General features: G+C 64.2%; 24 protein-coding genes, 1 tRNA gene and 2 pseudogenes. 18 read left to right on the top strand and 9 right to left on the bottom strand.

Going from position 1 to position 22,236, the window contains the following annotated elements:
• Positions 1 to 5: 5 nt before the first annotated feature.
• On the bottom strand, positions 6 to 1,730 hold the full coding sequence (locus ACFE7K_RS10410) for an amidohydrolase (protein WP_375398124.1): 1,725 nt from the start codon (positions 1,728 to 1,730) through the stop codon (positions 6 to 8).
• Positions 1,731 to 2,646: 916 nt separating this feature from the next.
• On the opposite strand from ACFE7K_RS10410, the gene ACFE7K_RS10415 reads away from it, so the two are divergent.
• Positions 2,647 to 3,999, top strand: coding sequence for a hypothetical protein (locus ACFE7K_RS10415; RefSeq protein ID WP_375398125.1), 1,353 nt, complete (start codon positions 2,647 to 2,649; stop codon positions 3,997 to 3,999).
• Between the two features lie 70 nt (positions 4,000 to 4,069).
• Positions 4,070 to 4,621, top strand: a complete 552-nt coding sequence (locus tag ACFE7K_RS10420) for a hypothetical protein (RefSeq protein WP_375398126.1) — start codon at positions 4,070 to 4,072, stop codon at positions 4,619 to 4,621.
• A gap of 432 nt (positions 4,622 to 5,053) precedes the next feature.
• Here the strand turns inward: ACFE7K_RS10420 and ACFE7K_RS10425 are convergent, their stop codons facing one another.
• Complete coding sequence (locus ACFE7K_RS10425; protein ID WP_375398127.1) at positions 5,054 to 5,296, bottom strand: hypothetical protein; 243 nt, start codon at positions 5,294 to 5,296, stop codon at positions 5,054 to 5,056.
• On the opposite strand from ACFE7K_RS10425, the gene ACFE7K_RS10430 reads away from it, so the two are divergent.
• From ACFE7K_RS10430 to ACFE7K_RS10450, 5 genes are read left to right on the top strand one after another with little or no spacing between them, the layout of a single operon-like run.
• The gene (locus ACFE7K_RS10430; RefSeq protein WP_375398128.1) at positions 5,297 to 6,421 is read left to right on the top strand and encodes an ABC transporter ATP-binding protein; all 1,125 of its coding nucleotides are present in this window, start codon (positions 5,297 to 5,299) and stop codon (positions 6,419 to 6,421) included.
• The gene (locus tag ACFE7K_RS10435; protein ID WP_375398129.1) at positions 6,412 to 6,645 is read left to right on the top strand and encodes a hypothetical protein; all 234 of its coding nucleotides are present in this window, start codon (positions 6,412 to 6,414) and stop codon (positions 6,643 to 6,645) included. The genes ACFE7K_RS10430 and ACFE7K_RS10435 overlap by 10 nt, the downstream gene beginning before the upstream one ends.
• Positions 6,642 to 7,568, top strand: a complete 927-nt coding sequence (locus ACFE7K_RS10440) for a PotD/PotF family extracellular solute-binding protein (RefSeq protein WP_375398130.1) — start codon at positions 6,642 to 6,644, stop codon at positions 7,566 to 7,568. The genes ACFE7K_RS10435 and ACFE7K_RS10440 overlap by 4 nt, the downstream gene beginning before the upstream one ends.
• Before the next feature lie 8 nt (positions 7,569 to 7,576).
• The gene (locus ACFE7K_RS10445; RefSeq protein WP_375398131.1) at positions 7,577 to 8,443 is read left to right on the top strand and encodes a hypothetical protein; all 867 of its coding nucleotides are present in this window, start codon (positions 7,577 to 7,579) and stop codon (positions 8,441 to 8,443) included.
• Between the two features lie 57 nt (positions 8,444 to 8,500).
• Positions 8,501 to 9,289 carry an ABC transporter permease gene (locus tag ACFE7K_RS10450; RefSeq protein WP_375398132.1) on the top strand — a complete coding sequence of 263 codons (789 nt, stop codon included), beginning with the start codon at positions 8,501 to 8,503 and terminating at the stop codon, positions 9,287 to 9,289.
• A gap of 377 nt (positions 9,290 to 9,666) precedes the next feature.
• On the opposite strand, the gene ACFE7K_RS10455 is transcribed toward ACFE7K_RS10450, so the two are convergent.
• Positions 9,667 to 10,395, bottom strand: coding sequence for a phage exclusion protein Lit family protein (locus ACFE7K_RS10455; protein ID WP_375398133.1), 729 nt, complete (start codon positions 10,393 to 10,395; stop codon positions 9,667 to 9,669).
• 368 nt (positions 10,396 to 10,763) lie between these two features.
• On the opposite strand from ACFE7K_RS10455, the gene ACFE7K_RS10460 reads away from it, so the two are divergent.
• Both ACFE7K_RS10460 and ACFE7K_RS10465 read left to right on the top strand, forming a co-directional pair.
• Positions 10,764 to 11,015, top strand: coding sequence for a helix-turn-helix domain-containing protein (locus ACFE7K_RS10460; protein WP_375398134.1), 252 nt, complete (start codon positions 10,764 to 10,766; stop codon positions 11,013 to 11,015).
• Positions 11,015 to 12,343, top strand: coding sequence for a type II toxin-antitoxin system HipA family toxin (locus ACFE7K_RS10465; protein WP_375398135.1), 1,329 nt, complete (start codon positions 11,015 to 11,017; stop codon positions 12,341 to 12,343). The genes ACFE7K_RS10460 and ACFE7K_RS10465 overlap by 1 nt, the downstream gene beginning before the upstream one ends.
• Before the next feature lie 155 nt (positions 12,344 to 12,498).
• On the opposite strand, the gene ACFE7K_RS10470 is transcribed toward ACFE7K_RS10465, so the two are convergent.
• From ACFE7K_RS10470 to ACFE7K_RS10480, 3 genes are all read right to left on the bottom strand, one after another.
• Positions 12,499 to 12,813, bottom strand: coding sequence for a hypothetical protein (locus tag ACFE7K_RS10470; protein WP_375398136.1), 315 nt, complete (start codon positions 12,811 to 12,813; stop codon positions 12,499 to 12,501).
• A 686-nt stretch (positions 12,814 to 13,499) separates the two neighbouring features.
• Positions 13,500 to 13,991: a hypothetical protein gene (locus ACFE7K_RS10475; protein ID WP_375398137.1), complete on the bottom strand. Its 492-nt coding sequence runs from the start codon at positions 13,989 to 13,991 to the stop codon at positions 13,500 to 13,502.
• Positions 13,992 to 14,033: 42 nt separating this feature from the next.
• Positions 14,034 to 14,900, bottom strand: a complete 867-nt coding sequence (locus ACFE7K_RS10480; protein ID WP_375398138.1) for a DUF2779 domain-containing protein — start codon at positions 14,898 to 14,900, stop codon at positions 14,034 to 14,036.
• On the opposite strand from ACFE7K_RS10480, the gene ACFE7K_RS10485 reads away from it, so the two are divergent.
• On the top strand, positions 14,899 to 15,078 hold the full coding sequence (locus ACFE7K_RS10485) for a hypothetical protein (protein WP_375398139.1): 180 nt from the start codon (positions 14,899 to 14,901) through the stop codon (positions 15,076 to 15,078). The two genes, ACFE7K_RS10480 and ACFE7K_RS10485, sit on opposite strands and share 2 nt — an antisense overlap.
• A gap of 158 nt (positions 15,079 to 15,236) precedes the next feature.
• Here ACFE7K_RS10485 and ACFE7K_RS10490 read toward each other — a convergent pair whose 3' ends face one another.
• Complete coding sequence (locus ACFE7K_RS10490; protein WP_375398140.1) at positions 15,237 to 15,455, bottom strand: hypothetical protein; 219 nt, start codon at positions 15,453 to 15,455, stop codon at positions 15,237 to 15,239.
• A gap of 111 nt (positions 15,456 to 15,566) precedes the next feature.
• On the opposite strand from ACFE7K_RS10490, the gene ACFE7K_RS10495 reads away from it, so the two are divergent.
• The 3 genes and pseudogenes from ACFE7K_RS10495 to ACFE7K_RS10505 form a co-directional block, all read left to right on the top strand.
• A complete protein-coding gene (locus ACFE7K_RS10495) occupies positions 15,567 to 15,755 on the top strand; it encodes a hypothetical protein (protein ID WP_375398141.1) in 189 nt (62 codons plus the stop codon).
• A 23-nt stretch (positions 15,756 to 15,778) separates the two neighbouring features.
• Positions 15,779 to 16,288 (top strand): recombinase family protein, encoded by a 510-nt coding sequence (locus ACFE7K_RS10500; RefSeq protein ID WP_375398142.1) that lies wholly within the window; start codon positions 15,779 to 15,781, stop codon positions 16,286 to 16,288.
• 35 nt (positions 16,289 to 16,323) lie between these two features.
• Positions 16,324 to 16,800 (top strand): annotated as a pseudogene (locus ACFE7K_RS10505) (recombinase family protein); the annotation flags it as partial.
• Here ACFE7K_RS10505 and ACFE7K_RS10510 read toward each other — a convergent pair.
• Entirely contained in the window at positions 16,681 to 17,322 is a 642-nt protein-coding gene (locus tag ACFE7K_RS10510; RefSeq protein WP_375398143.1) for a hypothetical protein, read from the bottom strand. The pseudogene ACFE7K_RS10505 and the gene ACFE7K_RS10510 sit on opposite strands and share 120 nt — an antisense overlap.
• A gap of 48 nt (positions 17,323 to 17,370) precedes the next feature.
• Positions 17,371 to 17,457, bottom strand: a tRNA-Leu gene (locus ACFE7K_RS10515).
• A gap of 131 nt (positions 17,458 to 17,588) precedes the next feature.
• Here ACFE7K_RS10515 and ACFE7K_RS10520 point away from each other — a divergent pair.
• The 5 genes and pseudogenes from ACFE7K_RS10520 to ACFE7K_RS10540 form a co-directional block, all read left to right on the top strand.
• The gene (locus tag ACFE7K_RS10520; RefSeq protein WP_375398144.1) at positions 17,589 to 18,539 is read left to right on the top strand and encodes a complex I NDUFA9 subunit family protein; all 951 of its coding nucleotides are present in this window, start codon (positions 17,589 to 17,591) and stop codon (positions 18,537 to 18,539) included.
• On the top strand, positions 18,536 to 19,342 hold the full coding sequence (locus ACFE7K_RS10525; RefSeq protein ID WP_375398145.1) for an undecaprenyl-diphosphate phosphatase: 807 nt from the start codon (positions 18,536 to 18,538) through the stop codon (positions 19,340 to 19,342). Before ACFE7K_RS10520 ends, ACFE7K_RS10525 begins: the two co-directional genes overlap by 4 nt.
• 147 nt (positions 19,343 to 19,489) lie before the next feature.
• The gene (locus tag ACFE7K_RS10530) at positions 19,490 to 20,932 is read left to right on the top strand and encodes an NAD(P)-dependent oxidoreductase (protein WP_375398146.1); all 1,443 of its coding nucleotides are present in this window, start codon (positions 19,490 to 19,492) and stop codon (positions 20,930 to 20,932) included.
• Positions 20,929 to 21,510: a DUF2059 domain-containing protein gene (locus ACFE7K_RS10535; RefSeq protein WP_375398147.1), complete on the top strand. Its 582-nt coding sequence runs from the start codon at positions 20,929 to 20,931 to the stop codon at positions 21,508 to 21,510. The genes ACFE7K_RS10530 and ACFE7K_RS10535 overlap by 4 nt, the downstream gene beginning before the upstream one ends.
• A pseudogene (locus ACFE7K_RS10540) lies at positions 21,507 to 22,236 on the top strand (glutamate synthase large subunit); the annotation flags it as partial. The gene ACFE7K_RS10535 and the pseudogene ACFE7K_RS10540, both read left to right, overlap by 4 nt.

Below are 22,236 nucleotides of genomic sequence, written 5' to 3' on the forward strand. Positions count from 1 at the left end.
TCGCTCTAGTTGGTTCCCGGCGTGTGGCTGCGTCCGGCGCGGCCCGGCGCCAGATCGCCGTAGATCACCTTGCCGTCGACGATCGTCATCGCCGCGTGGATCCGGCGGATCTGGTCGTCGGGCACCGTCAGATAATCGCGATCGAGCACGACGATGTCGCCGAACGCCTTCGGCCTGATCGACCCGAAGCGGTCGTCGGCCATGAACCAGGCGTTGTTGCGGGTGTAGAGCGCCAGCGCCTGCATCCGCGACAAGGTCTGGTCCGGCGCGACGACACGGCGCCCGAGGCTGTCCGTCCCCCGCACCATCAGCGCGATATGCACCCAGGGGTCGATCGGCATGTAATTGGGCCCGTCGGAAACGCCGCCGACCGGCACGCCCGAGGCGACGATCGACCGATAGCGGATCTCGCGCGAAGGGCCGGGCAATTGATTGCCCGTGGCATACAGCATCGCGGCAATATCGACGCCGGCATCGAGCGCCTTCAGCCGAGCGAGCGCATCGTCGTCGATCCCGAACACATGCGCGAGCCGCCAGTGACGCCCGGCGAGCGGCACCTTGGCGTCGACCTGTTCCCACGCGGCGACGAACTTGTCGATCTCCGCCCGCCCCATCACATGCTGTTCGTGGCACCAGCCGCCGCGCCGCGCCACGGCGAGCGCGGCTTCGGGATATTTGGCGGCATCGGGCGTGATGAACTCCCCCATGCACAAGGTCTTGATCATGTCGTTGCCGAACAGCGGGAACTGGTACCTCAGCCGTTGCGCGTCGTGCGGCGGACCGTCGGGCGTATCCATGAAGCTGATCCGGACGCGTGCCGTCAGCCGGTCCGCGCGGGCCAGCGCCAGCACGGGGTCATAGGCGGTATCGACGTCGACATGGCCCGAATGCCACGATCTCTCCGGGGGCCGATTGCCTTCGGGGGCCGCGTTCACGCCCATGTCGGACACAGTCGTCACGCCGAGCGTCGCGAGATGCGCCAACGCCTCGGCCGTCCCGCGCTCGGGGTCGGTCTGGGTGCGCGCCAGCGCCGAATAGGCGATCGCGGCCTGGCCGGCGGCGGCGGCGATCGTGCCGTCGGCGGCGGCGGCGATGCCCCTTGCCGCCAGGAACTGCGCCCCGCGCGTGTTGACGACGGCGGGCTGTCCGTCGCGCTCCCACAGGAACACCGGATTGGCGGGCGCGGCCGCGTCGAGCTCGGCGCGGGTCGGCAGCCGGTTCTCGGCGAACTGCGTGCGCGACCAGCCGCCGACCGCGGTGATCCATTCGCCGGAGGGAACGCCTCTGGCACGCTCGCCAATCGCGCGGCGGACATCGGCGAGCCCGTCGGCGAGATCGAGTCGGACGTCCCGCCCGGGCCGGAAACCCCAGGTGACGAAATGGATATGGCCGTCGATCAGCCCGGGGATCGCGGTGCGCCCCTTCAGGTCGATCACCCTGGTGCAGGGTGTGTAGCCGGCGCGGCCGCCGGGGCCGACATGGACGACGCGTCCGTCCCGAATGACGACTTCCGAAACGATGGCCGGTGTCGCCAGCGTGACGATCTTGCCGCCGCGCAGCGCAAGATCGCGGGCGCCCTCGCATCCGGCGGACCGAACGGCGGCCGAAGGTGCGGCAGGCTTCTGGGCGTGAGCATCGGCTTGCGGGAGGTCTAGCGACGCCAGGAGCGTGACGGTCGCCGCCCCACCGCACGCCAGAAAGCGAAGCGGCGATCCATTAAATGCCGTCAATGGCGCCACGATCCTCCCCCCTCCGACGTTTATTATGCCGGACATGTAACCGGCGCGGAGGCTCCGAAGGACATACCAAACTCGTCTTGGCGATATCAAAAACGGAGCGCTAGTCGTGCCCCAGTCGCTGACCTTCACGGTCGGCCGGGCGCACCGCTGCCGCGAGCCGCGCCGTGCATCCGGCGTCGCGGCACGGCGTTGCACGTCGGGGCAGGTCCGCGGCGATGCCTTGGGCCTGCCCGCCTCCCGAGACGATCAGGTCGACGCGATGGCCGAGTGGCTGTGGCGGCCCGACCGTCTTACCCACTGCTCGCCAATCTTCTCGACGACAGGTCGGCCGCGACGCGCGAGCGGCAGGCGCATCTCAAGGCGTTGCGGACCTAGCGGAGGCGGGACGAGGGCGCGATCCAGAACATGTTCGACGTCATCGAACAGGGCGTGGCCAGCGCTCGCGACACCGAAGTCACGGCTCGCCTCGCCGCCCGGCGCACCCGCCGCGCCGACCTCGAACAGGAAATCGTGCTGGTCGAGCGACAGTTGTCGCCACCGATCGTCGCGTCACGTCCGAAGCGATCGGGCCGTCCGGCGATGTCATTCTCCGCAAGCTGCGCTCCGATGACCAGATCCTGCGGCAGGGCTATGCCCGCCGGTTCATCGACAGAATGGTCGTCGCGCCCGGCACGATCACCAACAGCGGCCAATCAAGCCGCTCGAAATCGCGGTCGGCGAAGACCCCGATGATCAGACACCGACGGTGCCCTCTTCTGCTCGGGAATGGTGCCCCACAGGGGACAAAGATGGGCACTCAGATCATTGGAGAATTTGCGTCAGCCGTTGCTAGGGTTGTCCTTAAGCGTAGCGACAACGGCCCTGGGCTGTGGCAATTGGATGCGATACATTTGATCACGAGCACTGAATGGGCATCTCATTTGATCGCGACCTACGGATCGCAGGCTACCGAACATCGACCTTTAAGAACGCCCTTTCGGGCTATCTTCGAACAATAAGCCCTGCCAGCCTGATTGACCTCAAAAACGTGTTTCCTCACCGTAGGGACGGCGCGATTGTTTATGAGGAAAGCCTAGATCGTGGTTTGATCGATCGCGCCACCGGAAAAGTTACCGAGGCCGGACTGACCCTAGTCCGCTCTAAGGTGGTGCCGCGCACCCCGCTGGAAAAGGCGAAGGTGGTGCTTGATAGCTTTCTTGAGCGAGTGGACCAGCTCAATCACGATCCAGAAGCGATTAGCCGGGTCGACGAAGTCTGGTTGTTCGGGAGCTTGATGAGAGATGAGGCCGCCGTTGGCGACATCGATCTGGCCATAGCTAGGTCAAGTTCGGAGCGCTTTGAAAACCTCGACGCGCAAGTCCGTCAGGCCAAAACACATCTGACAAACTTCCCGGACGCACCGCGGGATTGGGCATGGCCATGGAATCGGATCGACTGGCTATATCGCCGAGCAATCTTCGGTGCTCGTCGGCACCCCCTGTTGGCGGGCGCGAAAGACGGAATGGACGATCTGGCTTCGCTCGGAGTGCCCTGCAGGCTCATCTACGATCGCGCGCGGGGCGGCCGTGTCGACGACGACATCGTGCCTCTCCATCCACAATCCAATGGGCGACTGAACACCATCGATCCCTTGCCAGTCGCGCCTGATCTCACACCCGCGCCGCTTCAGCCGATGGATGCTAGATGGGTGGCAGGCGATGACCGATGGGGAACCGTTTCGCCTTACGATATCTTTCGCGGCTGGACCGACCAATGCAGGCAGCTGTTTCCAGAATATCCTCGAGCGTTGCGAATCGCCGCGTCTGGCGACGACCTTAGAGATTTCCCATGGCGACCCAAAACGATCAAGCGGCCGGGCGTTGATGGCCGTGCGGCCGTTGCTGTCATCAGTGCCACGGAGTTCTGGGGGACGTGCATAACCTTGCACAGGTCGATCTATAACATATCGGGCAAAGCGGTGCTGGAAGCCAGCTTCAGCGATTTGCTTTTGTACAGAAGCAGAAAATATATCGACCTTGCCACTCTCCCGGAGATGGTCTCGGCTGTCTCGCTGATTCTGGCCGTCGACGCCGAGCGAATACTCCGCCGAGCAATCGACCGCGATATGCTCGCCAGGGTCACCATCAAGATCGTCTCTGGCGATCTCCCGGACGACATGAGGCACTATTTCGTAGAAGAGATCGTGAAAACTCTGGCGCGGCGTACAGTCGCGATCGAGCCTGCGGGCGTTCCGACATCGGTTGTCATTGAACTAATCTGAGCCTTCGGCTCAATATCGAGCGCCGCGACCGGTTGCATTCCGGTTGCTCCCGCTGGAAGCCCGCTCAACCATGGACATGAACATCGAAGCGATCTGCTGGCCGGACTATGATCGACCCGCTATGCAGACCATCACGGTCGTGGGGAAGGCCGAAGACGGTCGACTGTTATGCACTTTGGATTGCCTGCGGTGGGCCGAAGCGTGTTTCGAAATCAGTCGGGCCGACAATCTGGTTGCGGCCTTCGATGAGCATAGTGCCTTCGCCTTTGGCCTCGCCGAAGAAGTCCGGAAACGAAGGCGATCTATGATAGGCCGCCATGGTGAAGACGAGCCGTTCGTGTCGGGCTTCATCGGCATCATTGCGATCCGAACTGAACCAGAAGCCGCCGGCAACCGGCACGGCCTTGAGTTAATTCGATATCTCAAGAGGATGCACGCCGGGATGGCTTGGTATACAGGGCTGCAGGCAGCGCCTTACGACTTGGAGCACGGCAGCACCGCCTATCGCGACATGCGACAACGGCTGACTTCTTACTATTCGTCCGACCCGACGCTTGGATTCAAAGAAGATGCGCCCCGCTCATCTCCCGGGCTCATGACGGCATTCTGGGATCAGGAATGACGCCTGCACAGCGCACGGAAATCATTCACACGCGCCGGTTCTCAGATAGTCCTCTATGGGGTCGACCAAAACGCCACTTTTCTGCGGGTTTCGGGAAGTGGTGCCCCACAAAGGACTAAGATGGGCAATCAGATCATTGGAAAATATCGGTTCGGCGCGGCCGATAAGGGGCCGCTATCTGCCTGTCGACATTTGGAATTGCGGCACATTAAAGCTGACGTCGCCAGGTTGAGCACGTGAACGGCTCTACCTTGGCCGTTAGCGGGCCTACTGTTTTCGGGCCGTGCTGCCGCGCTAGCCATTGTCGCTTAAGGGGTCACAACTTCGCGCGGCTGCGACACCAACACCGTAATCATGAACGACTGGGCGGCGGTCGGCGGCGAGTCCTGCTACTGGATGAGCATCTGCTCGCCCGGGCCCCACTAAGGGCTGCTAGCCCAGTTCGTAATTGATCGAGAGCTCTCCGTCCCTGAGCCGCACCTTCCTGAAGACGACCGCGCCGATCTCACCCGTCCGCTGAAGGTGCGCGCCAGTGCACGGCCGGAAGAAGCCGCGCACGGGAGAGACCAGCCTGAGCGCGCCCCGTTTCTGCTCGATGGTGCGCGCGTCCAGCGCGCAGAGCCGCCGCGCTTCCTCGGGCGACTGGAGGCCTTCGCCTCGCTCGCCCTTCGTCACGTGACGGTCGTTCCCGACGACGATGTGCCCCCCTTGGCCGTCGATGGCCTGTCCTATTTGGCGGGCGGCAAGCGTTCGACCAGCGCGCTTTTCCGCGCGAATGACCTCCACGACGTCTCATTCTCTGCGCGGGGCGTGACGGCGATCGTCGGCCCCAGCGGTGCCGGTAAGACTATACTCCTTCGCGCGATCGCGGGCCACATCCCGGCCACGGGGGCCGTGAGGCTCAACGGTTTAGACGTGTCTGGTCAGCAAACCGAGCGTCGCGGCATCGTGACGGTCTTTCAGGACTTCGGGCTTTTCCCGCACTTGACCGGGCTCGAGAACGTGGCGGAGGGTGCACACCGGCTCGTCGGCAGAACGAAGTCGCAGCGGCTTTGGCTCGCCGCCCAGCAACTGCGCGAGCTAGACATCGAGCATTGCGCCGGGCGACTTCCGCGGTTGATGAGCGGAGGCGAGCAACAGCGCGTCGCCATCGCTCGCGCGCTGATGGCGGAACCGGATCTCCTCCTGCTCGACGAGCCGACGGCCGCGCTCGACCAACTGCAGCGTGGCGCCCTTCACGAGCTGCTACGCCGCCTGCGGATTACCCGGCCCGACCTGCCGGTCGTCCTGGTGAGCCACGACCTCGACTTCGCCTGCCTTGTGGCGGACCGAATCGGCGTGATGGACGAAGGGCGGCTGCTTGCGTTCGGCGATCCCACCGCGGTACTCGGCCGACCTGGCTCGGCTCGGGTCGCCCAAATACTCGGCAACCACAACCTCGTGGCGGTCAGACTGGAACAGGACGGATCGTTCCTCTCGCACATCCACCTCCCCCCGCTGGAGTCCGGCGACCTGTCAGAGGTGGGCACGTGCATCGCCCTCATCCCGCACGACGCGGTCATCCTCCAGCCACAGCCAGATGGAGGGAATCAGGGCGCAATGCTTACCTCGGTCGCGAGCCTTGGCGCGATGACGCGCTTCACGCTGAGGATCGGGGATCACCTGACGCTTACAGGGGTGACGCTCGGGCGACTGTTTCCCACCGGCCTGCTGCCAGGCGCGGAGGTCCGCTTCGCGATCGCGCAGGACGCGGTCTCATTCGTGCCAATTGAGGATCGAAGGGAAGAGCCATGGAGATGAACCTGTCGCGCAGGCGGATACTGCAGGCGATGGTCGCACTCCCCGGCATTGCGCTCATCGGGCCAGGCTGTACGCGAACAACGTCCAACTTCGACATCCGGCTCTTCGGCACGGGGACGCTCGACATCGGCGCCAAGGGCTGGGCCAAGCTCCTTGAGGACGAATACGCTCGACTGATGTTCAAGGACAACGGCAACGATGCCGGTCGGTCATCGCGCAGATGATCGCGGGCACCGCGGCCGCCGACTACGATCTCGGTGGGCTGCTGGGCGGCGCTGAGGCCGTGCTGGCCGAGAAGGGCACCATCCTCCCTTGGGATATGTCGAAGGTTCCGAACTGGTCGACCGCGTGGCAGTGGGCGAAGTCGATCGAGCACACGCGCTGGAAAGGGCAGCAATACGGCATCCCGCTCGTGGTGAACGCCGATTCAATGATCTACCTGCCCGATCGCATCAAGTCCGTTACGGGCTACAAGGGAGGCGTCGTCGATTCCTACGCGGCGGTCTTCGATCCGCGCCTGCGGGGCAGGACGGCGATGGAGGACACTTGGACCAACAGCGCGATCTTCACCGCCATCTACCTCAAGCAGAGCGGCCAGCTGACCATCGGCGATCCCGGCAACCTGACCGAGGGGGAGTTGAAGGGCGTGATGAAGTTCCTCTCCGACAAGAAGAAGGGCGGGCAGTTCCGCACGCTCTGGAACGGATGGGAACAGGGCGTCGAGGTGCTGCGCAGCGGCGAGGTCTGGGTCATGACCGGTTGGGAGCCCGTTGTGAAAGCGCTCGTCGATCAGGGTATCAACGCCAAGTACGCCGTCCCGAAGGAGGGATACGAGGGCTGGTCGATCGACCTTCTGCTCCACCGCGGCGCGGAGAAGCGGGGGCTCGTCGACGCCTGCCACAAGGTCGCGAACTGGCTGCATGGCGGACGCTACGGCGCCGACATGGCGTCCTCACGGGGCTACGCCGTTCCGAATGCATCGACCATCGACTTCGCGCGTGGAAACGCGCTGCCCGACAGCGCGAAAATCAATGAGACGCTGACGCACGTCCAGCAGAAGCTGTCGGGTCCAATCTTCTGGCAGAATGTCCGCCCCGACAACTACCGTCTCTACGAGGAATGGTGGAGCCGGTTCAGAAGCGCCTGATCAGTGCCATGAACACGGTCCACGCCAGTTCACTAGGCCGGATGGCAACCCGGCCGGCGACCTTTGCGGCCGGGATGTCACTACTCGTCCTCGGGCTGGCACCGCTCATGGCGGCGGTGGTGTTCAGCTTCACGGCGCTGGACGGTGATCACCTGGGACTGGAGGGATATAGGGTCGTGCTGGATCCGGCACGCGTCGTCGAAGTCTCCCAGGTGTTCTTCCGGGCGGCCATCGCCACGTCGATCGCGGTCACGCTGGGCGTGCCGACGGCATTTCAGGTCCGGCAGCTCAAGAACCAATCGGTCCAGCTTCTGCTGCTTGCGCTGATGCTCGCGCCGTGGCTTGTCAGCGATATGCTCCGCGCCTTCGGCTGGCAGTTGGCGCTCTCGCCGGCCGGCCTTGTCAACGGAGCCTGGACGTTGTTATCGGGTCGCGCCCCCATCGAGGGGCTGCGCTACAACCACGCCGCCGCTCTCGTCGGCCTGGTTTCCGCCACGCTGCCGACCTCGGTCATGAGTACTTTCGCAGCACTGCCCAGGACCGACAGCAGCGAATGGCGAGCGGCCCGCGAACTCGGCTCGCCGGGACACATCTTCCGACTGATGACACTGGGGCGTGCACGGCTCGGAGTCGCCTTCGGTACGTGCATGACGTTCCTGCTCTGTCTGTTCGCGTCCGCCGAGCCGCAGTTCCTCGATGGTCCGACCCGCTCGAGCATGCTGACGATCGCGTCCTCTCTCAAATATCGGCGTCCCTGCGCTGATGGCCTTCGGCGTGCTGATGCTGGTGCTCGCGCTCGGCGTTGCACTGCCGGTCCTCGCCATCTGGGCGATTCCAGCGAGCGAGCCGAGCTCCGCGCCGGGTCATCGGTCTGACGCCCCCCCCACGCCCCGAGTGGGCCGGCACCGAGGCGCCGGGCGGCACGATCGGGGGTGGATCTGGCCGTCGTCCTACTGCCGGGTGCCTCTACCGGCCTCGCGCTGCTCCTCACGCTCTGCCCGCTGGTGGCGGTATCGCTTGAGGCATTTCGGCGAACCACGCCCGACGGAAGCGTCTGGACCCCGGATAACTTCGGGCTTCTCGCGACATCGACCGAGCTGCTCGCGGCGCTAGGCAGGTCGGCGACACTCGCGCTCTTTGTTGGGACCCTGGCGATGGCGTTCGGCTTCGCGTTGAGCCTGACGACATGGCATCCCGCACGTGCGCGGCGGATACTCCTGGCGATGGCGGTGCTCGCGCTGCTCCCGGGCGAGGTCTTCTCCCTCGGGTTGCTGCAGGTGGCGAAGCTGGCGGGAGTGGAGGAAGGCGCTCCCTTCCTCGCAGGCATCGCCCAGCTCGTATGGGTCGTCCCGTTTACGACCGGAAGCCTGATGCTCGCCAACGCGTCGATCGGACGCAGCGTCATCGAAGGCGCATTCGAGCTAGGCCGGACGCCGTCGTCAGTCGCGATGCACGTAGTGCGATGGATAAACTGGGGGGCGATCACCGCCTCGGGCATCCTGTCCTTCACGCTCTCGCTGAACGAAAATACCAGGGCCTCCTATCTCGGTGGATCGCAGCCGGCGCTGGCAAACGAGGTGTTCGGGAGATTGCAGGCAGGCCTGCTTCCAGAAAACCGGGAGATATTTGCAGTCGAGCTGCTGCTGGTCCTGACCGCGTTGACCAGCGCGTTCCTCATATTGAATGTGCTGTCACGCGCCTCGCGGACACCGGGCGCGTAAACGGCGACACAGGCCGATGGGGGCAGGACCCATCACCTATGCGATTTTACGAAATGCTGCTTTCCATATTCTTAGTGCGAGCAGACTGAAGGAAACTCACGATCCGCGGACCTCAACCACCGACCAAACCGAACGGCGGCTTTCGGAAAATTTGGTGATCGCATTGGATGACCGAACTAGGGCGCTAAGCTGTCGGTCGATCGGCTCTGGTTCTCAGATAGTCCACTATGGGGTCGCAGAGACCCGCGCTTTTCTGCGGTTTCTGCAAATGGTGCCCCACAGAGGACAAAGATGGGCACTCAGATCATTGGAGAATATCGGTTCGGCGCGGTCGATAATGGCCGACAGTGGGCGGGAAAGGTTTGCGTCGAGAGCGGCTAAGCGCTCTGTCTGGTCCTCCTCGTCTCAAGGCACGCGTCGACATAGTCCTTGCACGTATCGAACGTTGTAAGGGATGCGACCGGATGCCCTGAGCCGTAGCGCTGCTCGTGTGCGTCCATCATCGCGGCGAAAACGCAAAGACACCATGCATTGTCGATCAAGCCCGCATTGCGGATAGCGGCTTCGATCCGATTGGAGACTGTTGGGTGGTCGCCATCTGGCGCCAGCATCCGGTCTTCGCGGATCCACATGTAAAGCAGGGCGGTGGCGAGACCCGTGAACCTGTCATTGACCGTTCCAAATGGCGCGTCCTTGAAAAGCCATTCCGTGGCGCTTCGGTCCGCTTCTTCCTCCTTAGCGTGCACATCCGGGTTATCGCCGTGCTTGTGATCGATATGGGCAAGCTCGTGCAGGAGGATCCACCCGACAGCGCCCAGGAAGACGCTTTCGGTCGAGCTTACATTCTCGTCAAAGGGCTGGCCCACGACGTCATAAGGAAAGTCCGGCGTATTTTCATGCGTCCACGGCTCATCGCCTCCGTTAGCGAGATTATTGACCGCCCAATGGAACAGTCCCATGCCGATGTAGGAGTTGGCGACCCGATCGAGCGAAACCGCGGTCTCGCCATTCTCCATCGCTAGCTTGAACGCTGCCCCCCAGACATTGACGCAGTAGGCCAAGCACCAGATCGACTCGAGCGCCCACCACCCCATTGACGATTGCATAGGCGGGGATGGCGTAGAAACTGTCCGCGCGATGGTTGACGTCGATATTGTTTAGGCGATCCGTAAGAGCCGTGAGAACGTCGGTCGCTCTGGCATTACGGCCTCATGGGCCTTGATAATGCGAGGCTTGAGGAAGGCGAGGAAAGACGAGCGCGGCATGGCGGCGTGCTAATCACTCCCCTCCCGTCAGGCCAGCGTTAGCTTGCGAGGGGCAATGCGTTCGGATGCGAAAAATAGCATACCGCCATCTTATGCGCTTAATGACATAAAGACAATTTATGCGTTTTTTGACATAAATAGTCTTATGTGGAAAAGCGCATATTGTCTTCTTATGCGATTTATGGCATATGCCTCAGTGGATGCACCGAATGTTTCAGATCATCAGATCCCCACTGCAACTGGGAACAGCCATCAGCAACGCCCGCAAGGAGCGGGGATGGACGCAGCACGATCTTTCCGCCCTCTCTGGCCTGCGTCAGGAACTCATCTCGAGGATCGAGACGGGCCACGAGGGCACGAAGCTTTCGTCGATCCAATCGCTGTTTGCGGTGCTCGACCTCGATCTAATCGTCGAGGAACGAAACGCCCGCAACACGCAAGGCATCGAGGACATCTTCTGATGCCACGCAGGAGAGCACACGCCCCACTCGACATTTTCATCAACAACCGGCTTGTCGGCCATTTGGCCAAGGAGAACGACGGTGCTATCCGGTTCGGCTACGACAGCCGTTGGCTCGAATGGCAGAATGCCTTCGCTGTCTCGCTGTCTCTGCCGCTGCGACCCACGCAATATGCCGGCGCACCCGTGGCCGCTGTCTTCGACAACCTGCTCCCCGACAATCCCGATATCCGCAGACGAGTTGCCGAGCGGACCGGTGCAGATGGAACTGACGCATACAGCCTTCTGGAGGAAATCGGTCGGGACTGCGTGGGCGCCATGCAGTTTCTCCATGAAGGCGAACAGCCGAGCCCGCTGAGCGACGTTCAGGGAGAGCGGATTTTGATCGAGGAAATCGAAAAGATCCTGGCCAACCTCGCACGGGCGCCTCTCGGCATGGATGTCGAACAAGAATTCCGCATCTCGGTTGCCGGAGCGCAGGAGAAGACGGCACTGCTCCACCATCGAGGCAGGTGGCTGCGACCCAGAGGCACCACCCCAACCACCCACATCCTGAAACCACAGCTCGGACTGATACCGACCGCGGTTGGGCCGATCGACATGGATGCGAGCGTCGACAACGAGCACTACTGCCTGACGCTCCTCGAGGAGTTCGGCCTCAAGGTCGCACAGACCCGCATCGACACGTTTGGGAAGCGCCGGGTCCTCGTGGTCGAGCGTTTCGATCGCCTGTGGCGGGGCGGCGCAGAGCTGCTGCGCCTGCCTCAGGAAGACTGTTGTCAGGCCCTCGGCGTTCCGCCTGCCCGCAAGTACCAGAGCGAGGGCGGTCCCAGCGCAGCGGGCATCCTGAAGCTGCTGCAGCAGGCTGACGAACCCATCGACGATCAGGCGGCGTTCTTCAGGGCCATCATTCTGTTCTGGCTCATCGGCGCGACCGACGGACACGGAAAAAACTTCAGCATCTTTCTCCGCCCGGGCGGTCGATATGCCCTGACGCCCTTCTACGACGTGCTTACCGCACAGCCCGCCTTCGACAGGAGACAGATCCCCCACAGGAGCTTCAGACTGGCGATGTCGGCCGGAAAGAGCCGGAAATATAAGATACTCGACATCTCCGGGCGCCATTTCGTCGAGACCGGCCTCGAAGGAGGGATGGGTCGCGCCATGATCTTCGCGGCAATTCGCGACGTGCTCGACAATGCGGTATCAGCTTCCGAGCGGGCACTTGCCAAGATGCCCGAAGATTTCGCGACCGAGATCCATGAGAGCGTGAGGGCAGCCATCGAGGAACGGCTTGCGCGGCTCGAGGGGGGACTTGCAGAGATCTGAACCTTTCCCGGGCACTCAGATTACTGGACAATTTCCCTACGCCGTCTGTAACCGAGGGGCGGGTCAATCCCTATTCCCGCGCCAGCCGCGCGCCGTTCACACGAGCACTGATCAGCGATATCGTCACGGCCGATGGACGAGGAGCAGCCAGACGATCAGGAAGAGGGGGTGCACGACGAGACCCCGACGGGTTCGTCCGGGCAGCGCGTCAGCTTCGTGCCGGAATACACGTCATGGTCGCGCAGCCGATGGCGCATCCACAGTGGATCAACCACGCCAACGAACGCCGGATGCTCTCTCTGTTCAGATCGCTGGAGGTGAAGGATCCGATCGTCACATACCTCGACGATCCAGACTATGACGACGAGACCGGCTTTCGTCGTCGAAGGCAACGCGAGGCCGAAGCGTTTAATATTGTGCCTGCCGACTTCCTTGCCGAGGCGCGTCGACAGCCTCCAGTCGATCCACAACCCACCGCATCGGGTTCTCGTCGTGGATTTACTCGCTCTCCAGCAGCGCGATCGGCAAGGATGATGACCGTGAGCGCGGCAAGGAAGTCGAACAGGCAGCGCTTGATCGCAGGCGCGCCATCTACTTTGGCGTCGACAACGCCTATCTGCGCAAAGCCGTGTCGAACTGGGCGCTGATCCATAACGGGATCAAGCAACCGGACGGCCAGCCGGTGGACTATCTGACCGTTGATTACCTGCGGGTCGGCGGCATGCCCCCTGCGGGTGTCGCCGGACCTGACGTATCAGAACCAGTCGCTTTGGAAGGTGCTGATCGTCGAGATCAAGCACACTAAGATGTTCGTGCCGACCAACCTGTGGCCGAACGTTTGAGCGCAGCTATGGTGCTATTCCCAGATAGAAGTTGCCCGCCAGGCGGACAATGTGTGCGTCATCGGCGAGGTGTGGTACGATGAATTCGTGCGTGTCGGGCGCGGCCAGTCTCGTGAACGCCACGTCACCTTGCGGGCGTCGGTGAAGCGTAATCCGCGTCTGCTTAGCTGCGACCGCTTCTTCCGCGAGCTGTTCGAAATATACAGCGGCAGCCCGGTCCCACTGACGTGCTGATCTAACTGGTCAGCTGCCAGATCGGCAAGCGCGCGCGCCGGAAAACTCGCGGGTACCCGAACCAATGTTCAGCTTTCCGGTCAATCAAACCCGCATCGCGGGTTCCAGGCCGGATACATCCGCGATACGTTAGCAAATCCTTCGCCTCGATTTTCAATGGCCAAATCGCCATCCCAATCAACGGCGTCTGTAAGCGCACCATATGCTATGGAAACCTGATCCCTGTCGCGCGACCCAATTGGCTTCGGACGTTGAGCGACTTTCGACAAAAGCCGATGTGCCAGACGCTGCAACGCGACAATTGCGGCATCGCCATTCTCTCGGTCCGATCCTCGCACCAGCCCAACCCATCGCTCGCGCGGTACATTGCCGTCGTGCTCGAGGCTGGCAATATACCAGTCTACATTGCGGAAGACTGCGACGAATTGTTCGCGACCTGGCCGCCGGCGTCCCTCGGCGGACAACACCAGCAGAGGCCCCTCGTCGCCGCCAGCTTCGAGTTGCTCACGGATGTTAAAATCTTCGTAGTCATGCGAGATCGGCCAATCGATCTGAATCGCAGTCGGCTTCATTAGTTACCTCCAGATTGTATCCGTCCATGCCGACCCGCAAACTCAGGCTGAGATCAATCGTCGCGCTAATGCAATCATCGCCTCGGTGTCGCGGCCGCAATAGGCGCGCAGCGCGGCGTTCAGCGCCAGCCGGCGTTGGGCCGTGCAATCCGCAGCGATCGCCTCGGCATAGGCTTCCTGCGCGCTGCCGCCGTCCTTCACCTCGAGCGCGGCGTAATCCATCTCGGCGGCGATCGTCGGCAGCACGGCCTTGATCGACCAGCTGCCGCGCTGGTCGCGGTGATACCAGTTGGCGCGGGTGACCGGCAGCAGATCGACGACGCGCGCCGCCATCGCCGTCAGCGCGTCGGCGAGGTCCGGAAAGGCGGCGGCCAGTTCGAGGATGCGCGCCTTCTCGAAGCCGGCGTTGTAGCCGATCACCGCGCCCGTCGCCGGCACCATCGCGACCAGCGCCTCGGCGCAGGCACGGCGGGGATCGCTCCCGTCGAGGCTCAGGAACTCGCGGTGGACGATGGCGCCGTCCGCCGTCTCGACATGGGCGGAGAACTGGAACGGTACCTGCTGATAGGGGCGCGTGCTGATCCAGCGCGGGACGGCGAAGCCGATCGTCTCGAAATCGAGCCAGGTTCGCGGAAATGCCCAGCCGACCATCGCCGCACGGGCACCCTCGACATCGTGATACACCTCGTCCGACACCGTGGCGCGGTGGACTCGTGCGTGGACAACGTTGGTCAGCGCCGCGGGATCGACGGCAAGCAGATCGCCGATACCCTGCTCGGCCCAGCGTTTGCCTCCGCCGTGCGGCAGCACCGTCACCGGCCACTCCGGCCCGGCCGGCAGCGCCGCGTGGCAATAACCGGCGAACTCGCACGGGAACGGCGCCTCGCAATGGGCGCCGGGCGCGGTCATGACCGTTATCGAGCAGCGACCGCGTGGTGGCGATCGCAGCGCCCAGATCCGGCTCGGCCACGACCATCACGCCGTCCGGCAACAATGCGCACGCGATTGCTCCGACCTCATGCCCGGTGGCGAAGCGCGCCTCGGCACCTTCATCCTGCTCGGCTATATCGCGGCGATGGACCGATAGCGACAGGCGCTTGGAGCATTGCTCGAACATCGTGATCTTCGACTTGGACAGGCCGAAGCTGCGAGGTAGATGGTTTAAGACGTTTCTCCAGCCATCGCCCGCACCCCGGTGAATGCCGGGAAACAGGCTCGTGAGCTCGGTTTGACGAAGCGCGAGCTTCAGGCTTGTCCGCATCGCGCGGCGCTGACCGCGCGTTGGCTTGCGATCGAAGTCGGCCAGCGAATAATCGCCCGCCGAAGCGAAGGCGAGAATGGTTTGTCTGTGCGCCGGATCTGAACGGCGAGCACCACGCCATAGCCGATCGCGATCGCTGCAGTGCTCAGACGAGCAGCGTGAGCCAGTATTGGCCAAGCCAAGATACTGATGATGAGCAACATGCTGTAGTTCCTTTTTTCCGATCCCAACCGGATCGCATTCCACTCCCTCACCCAATATTTTTTTTAGAATGTCCCAAGCTCAGGAGTGGGCCGGGGTGGCAGGCTCGGGCCATGGACCGCTTGGCCGCCAGCGACGAGATTTCCGCGCGCACGGCGGTCGTGCGTGGCGTCATGGAGCGTCCCCTCCAACCACGCTCGATCCACACCAACATCTCGGAGACGCTTCCGGTCCTGCCCGGCGAAAGCGATCTCATCCTTCAGCATCTCGGAGATGCGCTAGCCAACATATTCGATCCGTAGCTTTGCATCGCAGGGGATAAATCATGACGGATGAGCGACGCGCCTTCATCTATCTGCGGGTCAGCAACGACGATGAGGGCGGCAACAACGCCTCCAGCGCGGCGCAGGAGGCCACCTGCCAATCACTGTGCGAACGCGAGGGCATCGCGGTCGCCGAGGTGTTCGAAGAACTGAACGTGTCGGGCCGAAAGCTGCAGCGCCGACAGTTCGACCGTATGATCGCCATGGCGACGTCCCCCGCACGTTCGGTCCACTTCGTCGTCGTTTACATGTTAAGCCGGTTCACCCGGCGCCTGCTCACCCAGGTCACCGCGGAGCACAAGCTCACCGAGGCCGGTGTGAAGCTGATCTCCGTGATCGAGGGGATGGGCGATGACTCTAACAGCCGGATGATGCGCGGGTTCATCGCGGTGATGAACGAGAAATACGCCAACGATGCCTCGACGTTCACCTGTCGGGATCGCCGCGGCAACGCGAAGTCGGATATTGGAACAGCGGCCCGGTGCCGTTCGGCTACGAATCCCGCGTCGTGAGCGTCGATGGCCGCAAGGAGCGAAAGAGGCTGTTCGTGCGCGAGGATGAAGCGGAGACGGTTCGCCTGACCGTTCAGCTGGCCTGCTCCGGGTTGACGGGACAGCCGATGGGCACCCGAGCCATCGCGAAACATCTCAACGACCATGGCTACACCATGCGCGGGAGACGGTTCTACCACAGCAACGTCGACGGCATCCTGACGCGCGAGCATTACGCCGGCTCCTACCGCGACCACACTCGTGACGATCAATGCGTGACGCCCAGTATCGTCGATGAGATCGTTGTCGAATGTCCGAAGATCATCGAGCCTGACGTGATGGCCCGGGTCGCCGCGATCCGCTCGAAGGCGGCACCGCGCGTGACGGCGCCGCGTATTATCAACTCCCCGGTCCTACTCGGAGGCCTTGCGACCTGCGGGCATCCAGAATGCAACGCCGGCATGGTCATCCGAAGCGGTAAGGGTGGGCAATACCGATGTTACGTGTACAATCGGAAAGCGACGGCCGGCGCGGATGCGTGTGGAAGCAAGTCGATTCGGGAGGATGCGCTCGACGGCATCATGCTGGACGGTCTCCTCCACCGCGTGCTCGCGCCCGACCGCCTGCGCGAGCTTCTTGCGGATGTTCTCGACCGCTCCGACGACGCCAGACAGCGCCGCGCGCAGGACCTCGACCGGGTCCGCCGTGAACGGATCGGAGCGGATACGCGGCTCCGCCGACTGCTCGAGATCGTCGAAGAGGGAATGATGAGCGTGCGCGATCCGATCTTTGCCGCGAAGCTCGCTGAGGCCAATGCATCGATCGCCGCCCTGTGCGAGACCGAGCGTAGCCTGACCGGACAACTCGGCAGCGCCTCGCGCCAAATCACCGACGAGGCGATCCAGAGGTTGGGGGAAGCACTCTGCGCACGGATCGTTGCCGAAAACAGGGCCATGCGTCGTGCCTATATTCGATTGCTGGTGTCCAGCGTAATGGTCAACGACAACGAGATTGTCATCGCAGGATCGAAAGCCGCGCTGGAAAATGCCGCTCAAAAGGGCGATCCCGCAGCCTGCGCTGCGGTGCCCATCTTTGACCGGAGGTGGTGCCCAGAAGAGGACTCGAACCTCCACGGCCTTGCGACCGCCAGCACCTGAAGCTGGTGCGTCTACCAATTCCGCCATCTGGGCCCAGAGCTTCAAGCTCACGGTAGGGGCGCGCCTCTAGGGCGGGGCGGCGAGCCTTGTCAACCGGCGTGGCGGCGGGCAGGAGCCGGCCGTCCGGCGGGTGTCGCCGTATGCCGGGGCGAAGGATGGGTTCGATGAAGGATCGGTTGGTCACGCTGTTCGGGGGGTCGGGCTTTATCGGCCGCTACGCCGCGCAGGCCTTGCTGCGGGCCGGGGCACAGGTGCGGTTCGCCGAGCGCGACCCGCGCCGGGCCTATCGGCTGAAGCCGCTGGGCGGGCTCGGGCAGAGCCAGTTCGTCGCGGCCGACCTGCTGCGCCCCGACACCATCGCGCGCGCGATCGAGGGGGCGGACGGCGTCGTCAATCTGGTCGGGGTGTTCGGGTCGGGCATGGCGCGCGTCCATGTCGAGGGCGCGCGGACGATCGCCGCGGCGGCGGCCAAGGCGGGTGTCGAGGCCTTGGTGCATGTCTCCGCGCTCGGAGCCGACGCCGGCTCGCCGGCTGCCTATGCGCGGACGAAGGGCGAGGGCGAGCAGGCGGTGCGGGCGGCGTTTCCGAACGCGACCATCCTCCGCCCGTCGACGGTGTTCGGACAGGAGGACCAGTTCCTCAATCGCTTCGCGCAGCTCATCGCGCGCGCGCCGGTCGTGCCGGTGCTGCGGCCGGGCGTGCGCTTCCAGCCGGTGTTCGTCGCCGACGTCGCCGACGCCATCCGTCTCGCGGCCACCGAGCCGGGCCGGTTCGGCGGCATGACGGCGGAGCTGGCCGGCCCCGACACGCTCAGCATGGCGGAGCTGTTCCACTGGCTGGGCGCGACGCTGCACCGCAGGGCGACGTTCGTCGAGCTGCCCGACATGGTCGGCGCGGCGATCGCGCGGGCCGGCTTCCTGCCCGGCGCGCCGATCAGTTGGGATCAATGGCTGATGCTCCAGCACGACAACGTCGCCGGCGGCGGCGCGCCGGGGCTGGCGGCGTTCGGCGTCGCGCCGACCCCGCTCGGCAGCGTCGCGCCCGCCTGGCTGGTCCGTTATCGCCGGCAGGGGCGGTTCAACCGCCGCCCCGCCGAGCTGGCGTCGCCGCGATGAGCGATCTGCTGACCGCCGTCATCCTCGGCGTGGTGGAGGGGGTGACGGAGTTCCTGCCGGTGTCGTCGACCGGGCACCTCATCCTCGCGACGCGCCTGCTCGGCTATGACGCGGAGCGCTGGGCACTGTTCAACGTCGTCATCCAATTGGGGGCGATCGTCGCGATCCTGGTGCTCTACTGGCGCACCTTCCTGACGGTGCTGACGGGGCTGTTCCGCTGGCAGGACGGGGCGGTGCGATTCACGCGCAACATCCTGCTCGCCTTCATCCCCGCCGCCATCGTTGGCCTGCTGGTTCACAAGCAGGTCGAGGCGCTGCTCGGCAATGCGGAGGTGGTGGCGGTGGCGCTGATCGTCGGCGGCGTGGCCATCCTCGCGGTCGAACGGTTCGCCAGGCCGGGTCAGTCACGCGGCGTCGCCGACGTGCCGCTGCCCGCCGTCGTTGGCATCGGGCTGGTGCAATGCCTGGCGATGGTGCCGGGGGTGAGCCGCTCGGGCGCGACGATCCTGGGCGGCGTGGCGCTGGGGGTCGAGCGGCGGACGGCGGCAGAGTTCTCCTTCTTCCTCGCGGTGCCGACGCTGCTCGGCGCGAGCGTGATGGAAATCTGGAGCAAGCGCCACGCGCTGGCGGGAACGGGCGTCGGCTGGGACGCGATTGGCGTCGGGACGTTGGTGGCGTTCGTCGTCGCGCTGGTGGTTGTACGGGGATTCGTGACGCTGGTGGGGCGTCATGGTTTCGGGCCGTTTGCTTGGTATAGAATCGTCACCGGTGCCGTTGCGCTGATAGCCCTTCGTGCCGCATAGGTCCGACGCGGCTACAAAAAGGTAGATATTTCGCGAGTGACCACCTTATTAGCAGCGATGATTCTCTTTTAGGTAAGCGTCACTGCCTAGTAGGTTGCCTATACGTCTGTTAATCAGGTCATGGTCCTTCACTAACGGGTATCGACCATGGCTGCCGATCACATGCTGCAGTTCGTCGGCCGCGATCAGGCTTATCCGGACAAGCGCGCCGCCGGCGACCGCGTGGCGGATTTCGACGAGATCGCCGCACGCTATGCAATTCCCGCTGCCGAGGATCAGGCGGGGCGCTGCTCGCAATGCGGGGTCCCGTATTGCGCAGTCCATTGCCCGCTCCACAATCACATCCCCGACTGGCTGCGGCTGACCGCCGAGGGCCGGCTGCGCGATGCATATGAGCTGTCCAACGCGACCTCGACGATGCCCGAAATCTGCGGTCGCATCTGCCCGCAGGACCGGCTGTGCGAGGGCAATTGCGTCATCGAGTTCTCGGGCCACGGCGCGGTGACGATCGGCTCGGTCGAGAAGTTCATCACCGACACGGCATGGGAGCAGGGCTGGGTCGAGCCGCTCGTCCCCGGCCGCGCGCGGGGCCAGTCGGTCGGCGTGATCGGGGCCGGGCCGGCGGGGCTGACGGCCGCCGAGTATCTGCGGGTCAACGGCTATGACGTCCATGTCTACGACCGCCACGACCGCGCGGGCGGACTGCTGACCTATGGCATCCCCGGGTTCAAGCTGGAAAAACCGGTCGTCATGCGCCGCGTCGATCGGCTCGCGGCGGGAGGCATCGTCTTTCACTACGGCTTCGAGGTCGGGCGCAATGCCTCGCTCGACGAGCTGCGCCAACGTCATGACGCCATATTGATCGCGACCGGCGTTTATCGCGCCCGTGCGATCGATGTAACCGGCAGCGATGCCGACGGCGTGGTGGAGGCGCTCGACTTCCTGACTGCCTCCAACCGCAAGGGCTTCGGCGACGACGTGCCGGCGTTCGACGACGGCTCGCTGTCGGCCGAGGCCAAGCATGTCGTCGTCATCGGAGGCGGCGACACCGCGATGGATTGTGTCCGCACCGCCGTGCGCCAGGGCGCGGCGAGCGTGAAGTGTCTGTACCGCCGCGACCGCGCCAACATGCCCGGCTCGCAGCGCGAGGTCGGCCATGCCGAGGAGGAGGGCGTCGACTTCGTGTGGCTGTCCGCGCCGACCGCGGTGACCGGCGGCGACAAGGCGGCAGGCGTCCAGCTCCGCCGGATGCGGCTCGGCGCGCCCGATGCGACGGGCCGCCGCGCGCCCGAGCATGACCCGGGCGGCGAGGCGGAGGTGCCGGCCGAACTCGTCATCAAGGCGCTCGGCTTCGATGCCGAGGATCTGCCGACCCTGTGGGAGGCGCCGGAGCTGGGCGTCACCCGCTGGGGCACCGTACTGGCGGATGCCAGGACGCTGATGACCTCGCTCGACGGCGTCTTCGCCGCCGGCGACATCGTCCGCGGCGCGAGTCTGGTGGTCTGGGCGATCCGCGACGGGCGGGACGTGGCGGCGAGTATGCACGCATGGCTGAAGGCCAGGGCGGCGGACGAAAGGAAGGCGGCATGAGGATCAGGATCGGGGCAGCCTTGGTACTCGTGGCGGCAAGCTATGGCGGAGCCCAGGCCCAGGTTTCCGCTTCGGCAGTCGCTGGCGCGGTCGATCCCGCCCGGCTTGCCGCCGCGCGCGAGCTGATCGATGTGCTGATCCCACCCGCCACGCGCGAGCAGATGATCGTCGGCATGATGAAGCCGATGCTCGCCAACATCCGTCAGGGCTTCACCAACAATCCGCAGTTCGCCGCTACGCTGGGCACCGACCCGCGCGTGAAGACCCTCTTCGACCAGTTCATGGCGCAACAGGAAACGCGGACTACCGAGCTGATGCATCGGGCGCTTCCCGGAATGTTTCCGGCGATGGCGAACGCCTATGCCCGCCGTTTCGATCTGCAACAGCTCCGCGACATCCGTGCGTTCTTCGAAACGCCAAGCGGTCGCGCGTATATGCAGGCGTCGTTTACGATTATGAGCGATCCTGACATCGCCGCGTGGCAGCGGCAGATGATGACGCAGTCGATGGGCCATGTGCAGGAAGATGTGGCCGGTTTCGTGCAGCAGGTCACCGCGCTCGAGAGCAAGAAGCCATGATCGACCAGCGCGATCGCCTCGCCGCCGAGGGCATGTACCGCCCGGACCTGGAATCGGATGCTTGCGGCGTCGGCCTCGTCGCCGCGACCGACGGCAAACCGAGCCGGCGCGTCGTGCAGTCCGCGATCGATGCGCTCAAGGCGGTGTGGCACCGCGGCGCGGTCGATGCCGACGGCAAGACCGGCGACGGCGCGGGGCTGCATCTCGACCTGCCGGTCCGCTTCTTCGACGATGCGATCGCCGCCTCCGGGCATCGTGCCAAGCCCAACCGGCTCGCGGTGGGCATGATCTTCCTGCCGCGTACCGATCTCGGCGCGCAGGAAATGTGCCGGACGATCGTCGAGAGCGCGATCATCGAGGCGGGCTATACCATCTATGGCTGGCGGCAGGTGCCGGTCGACGTCGGTGTCATCGGCGCCAAGGCGCAACTGACGCGGCCCGAGATCGAGCAGATCATGATCGCCGGACCGATGCCCGACGACGTCGACGCGACCGAGTTCGAGAAAAACCTCTATCTCGTCCGCCGCCGAATCGAAAAGCGGGTGATCGCGGCGCAGATCCAGGGCTTCTACATCTGCTCGCTGTCGTGCCGCTCGATCGTCTACAAGGGCCTGTTCCTGGCCGAAAGCCTGTCGGTCTTCTATCCCGACCTCATCGACCAGCGCTTCGAGAGCCGCGTCGCGATCTTCCACCAGCGCTATTCCACCAACACCTTCCCGCAATGGT

Origin of the sequence: uncultured Sphingomonas sp. (assembly GCF_964244265.1) — a bacterium.
GTDB lineage: Bacteria > Pseudomonadota > Alphaproteobacteria > Sphingomonadales > Sphingomonadaceae > Sphingomonas.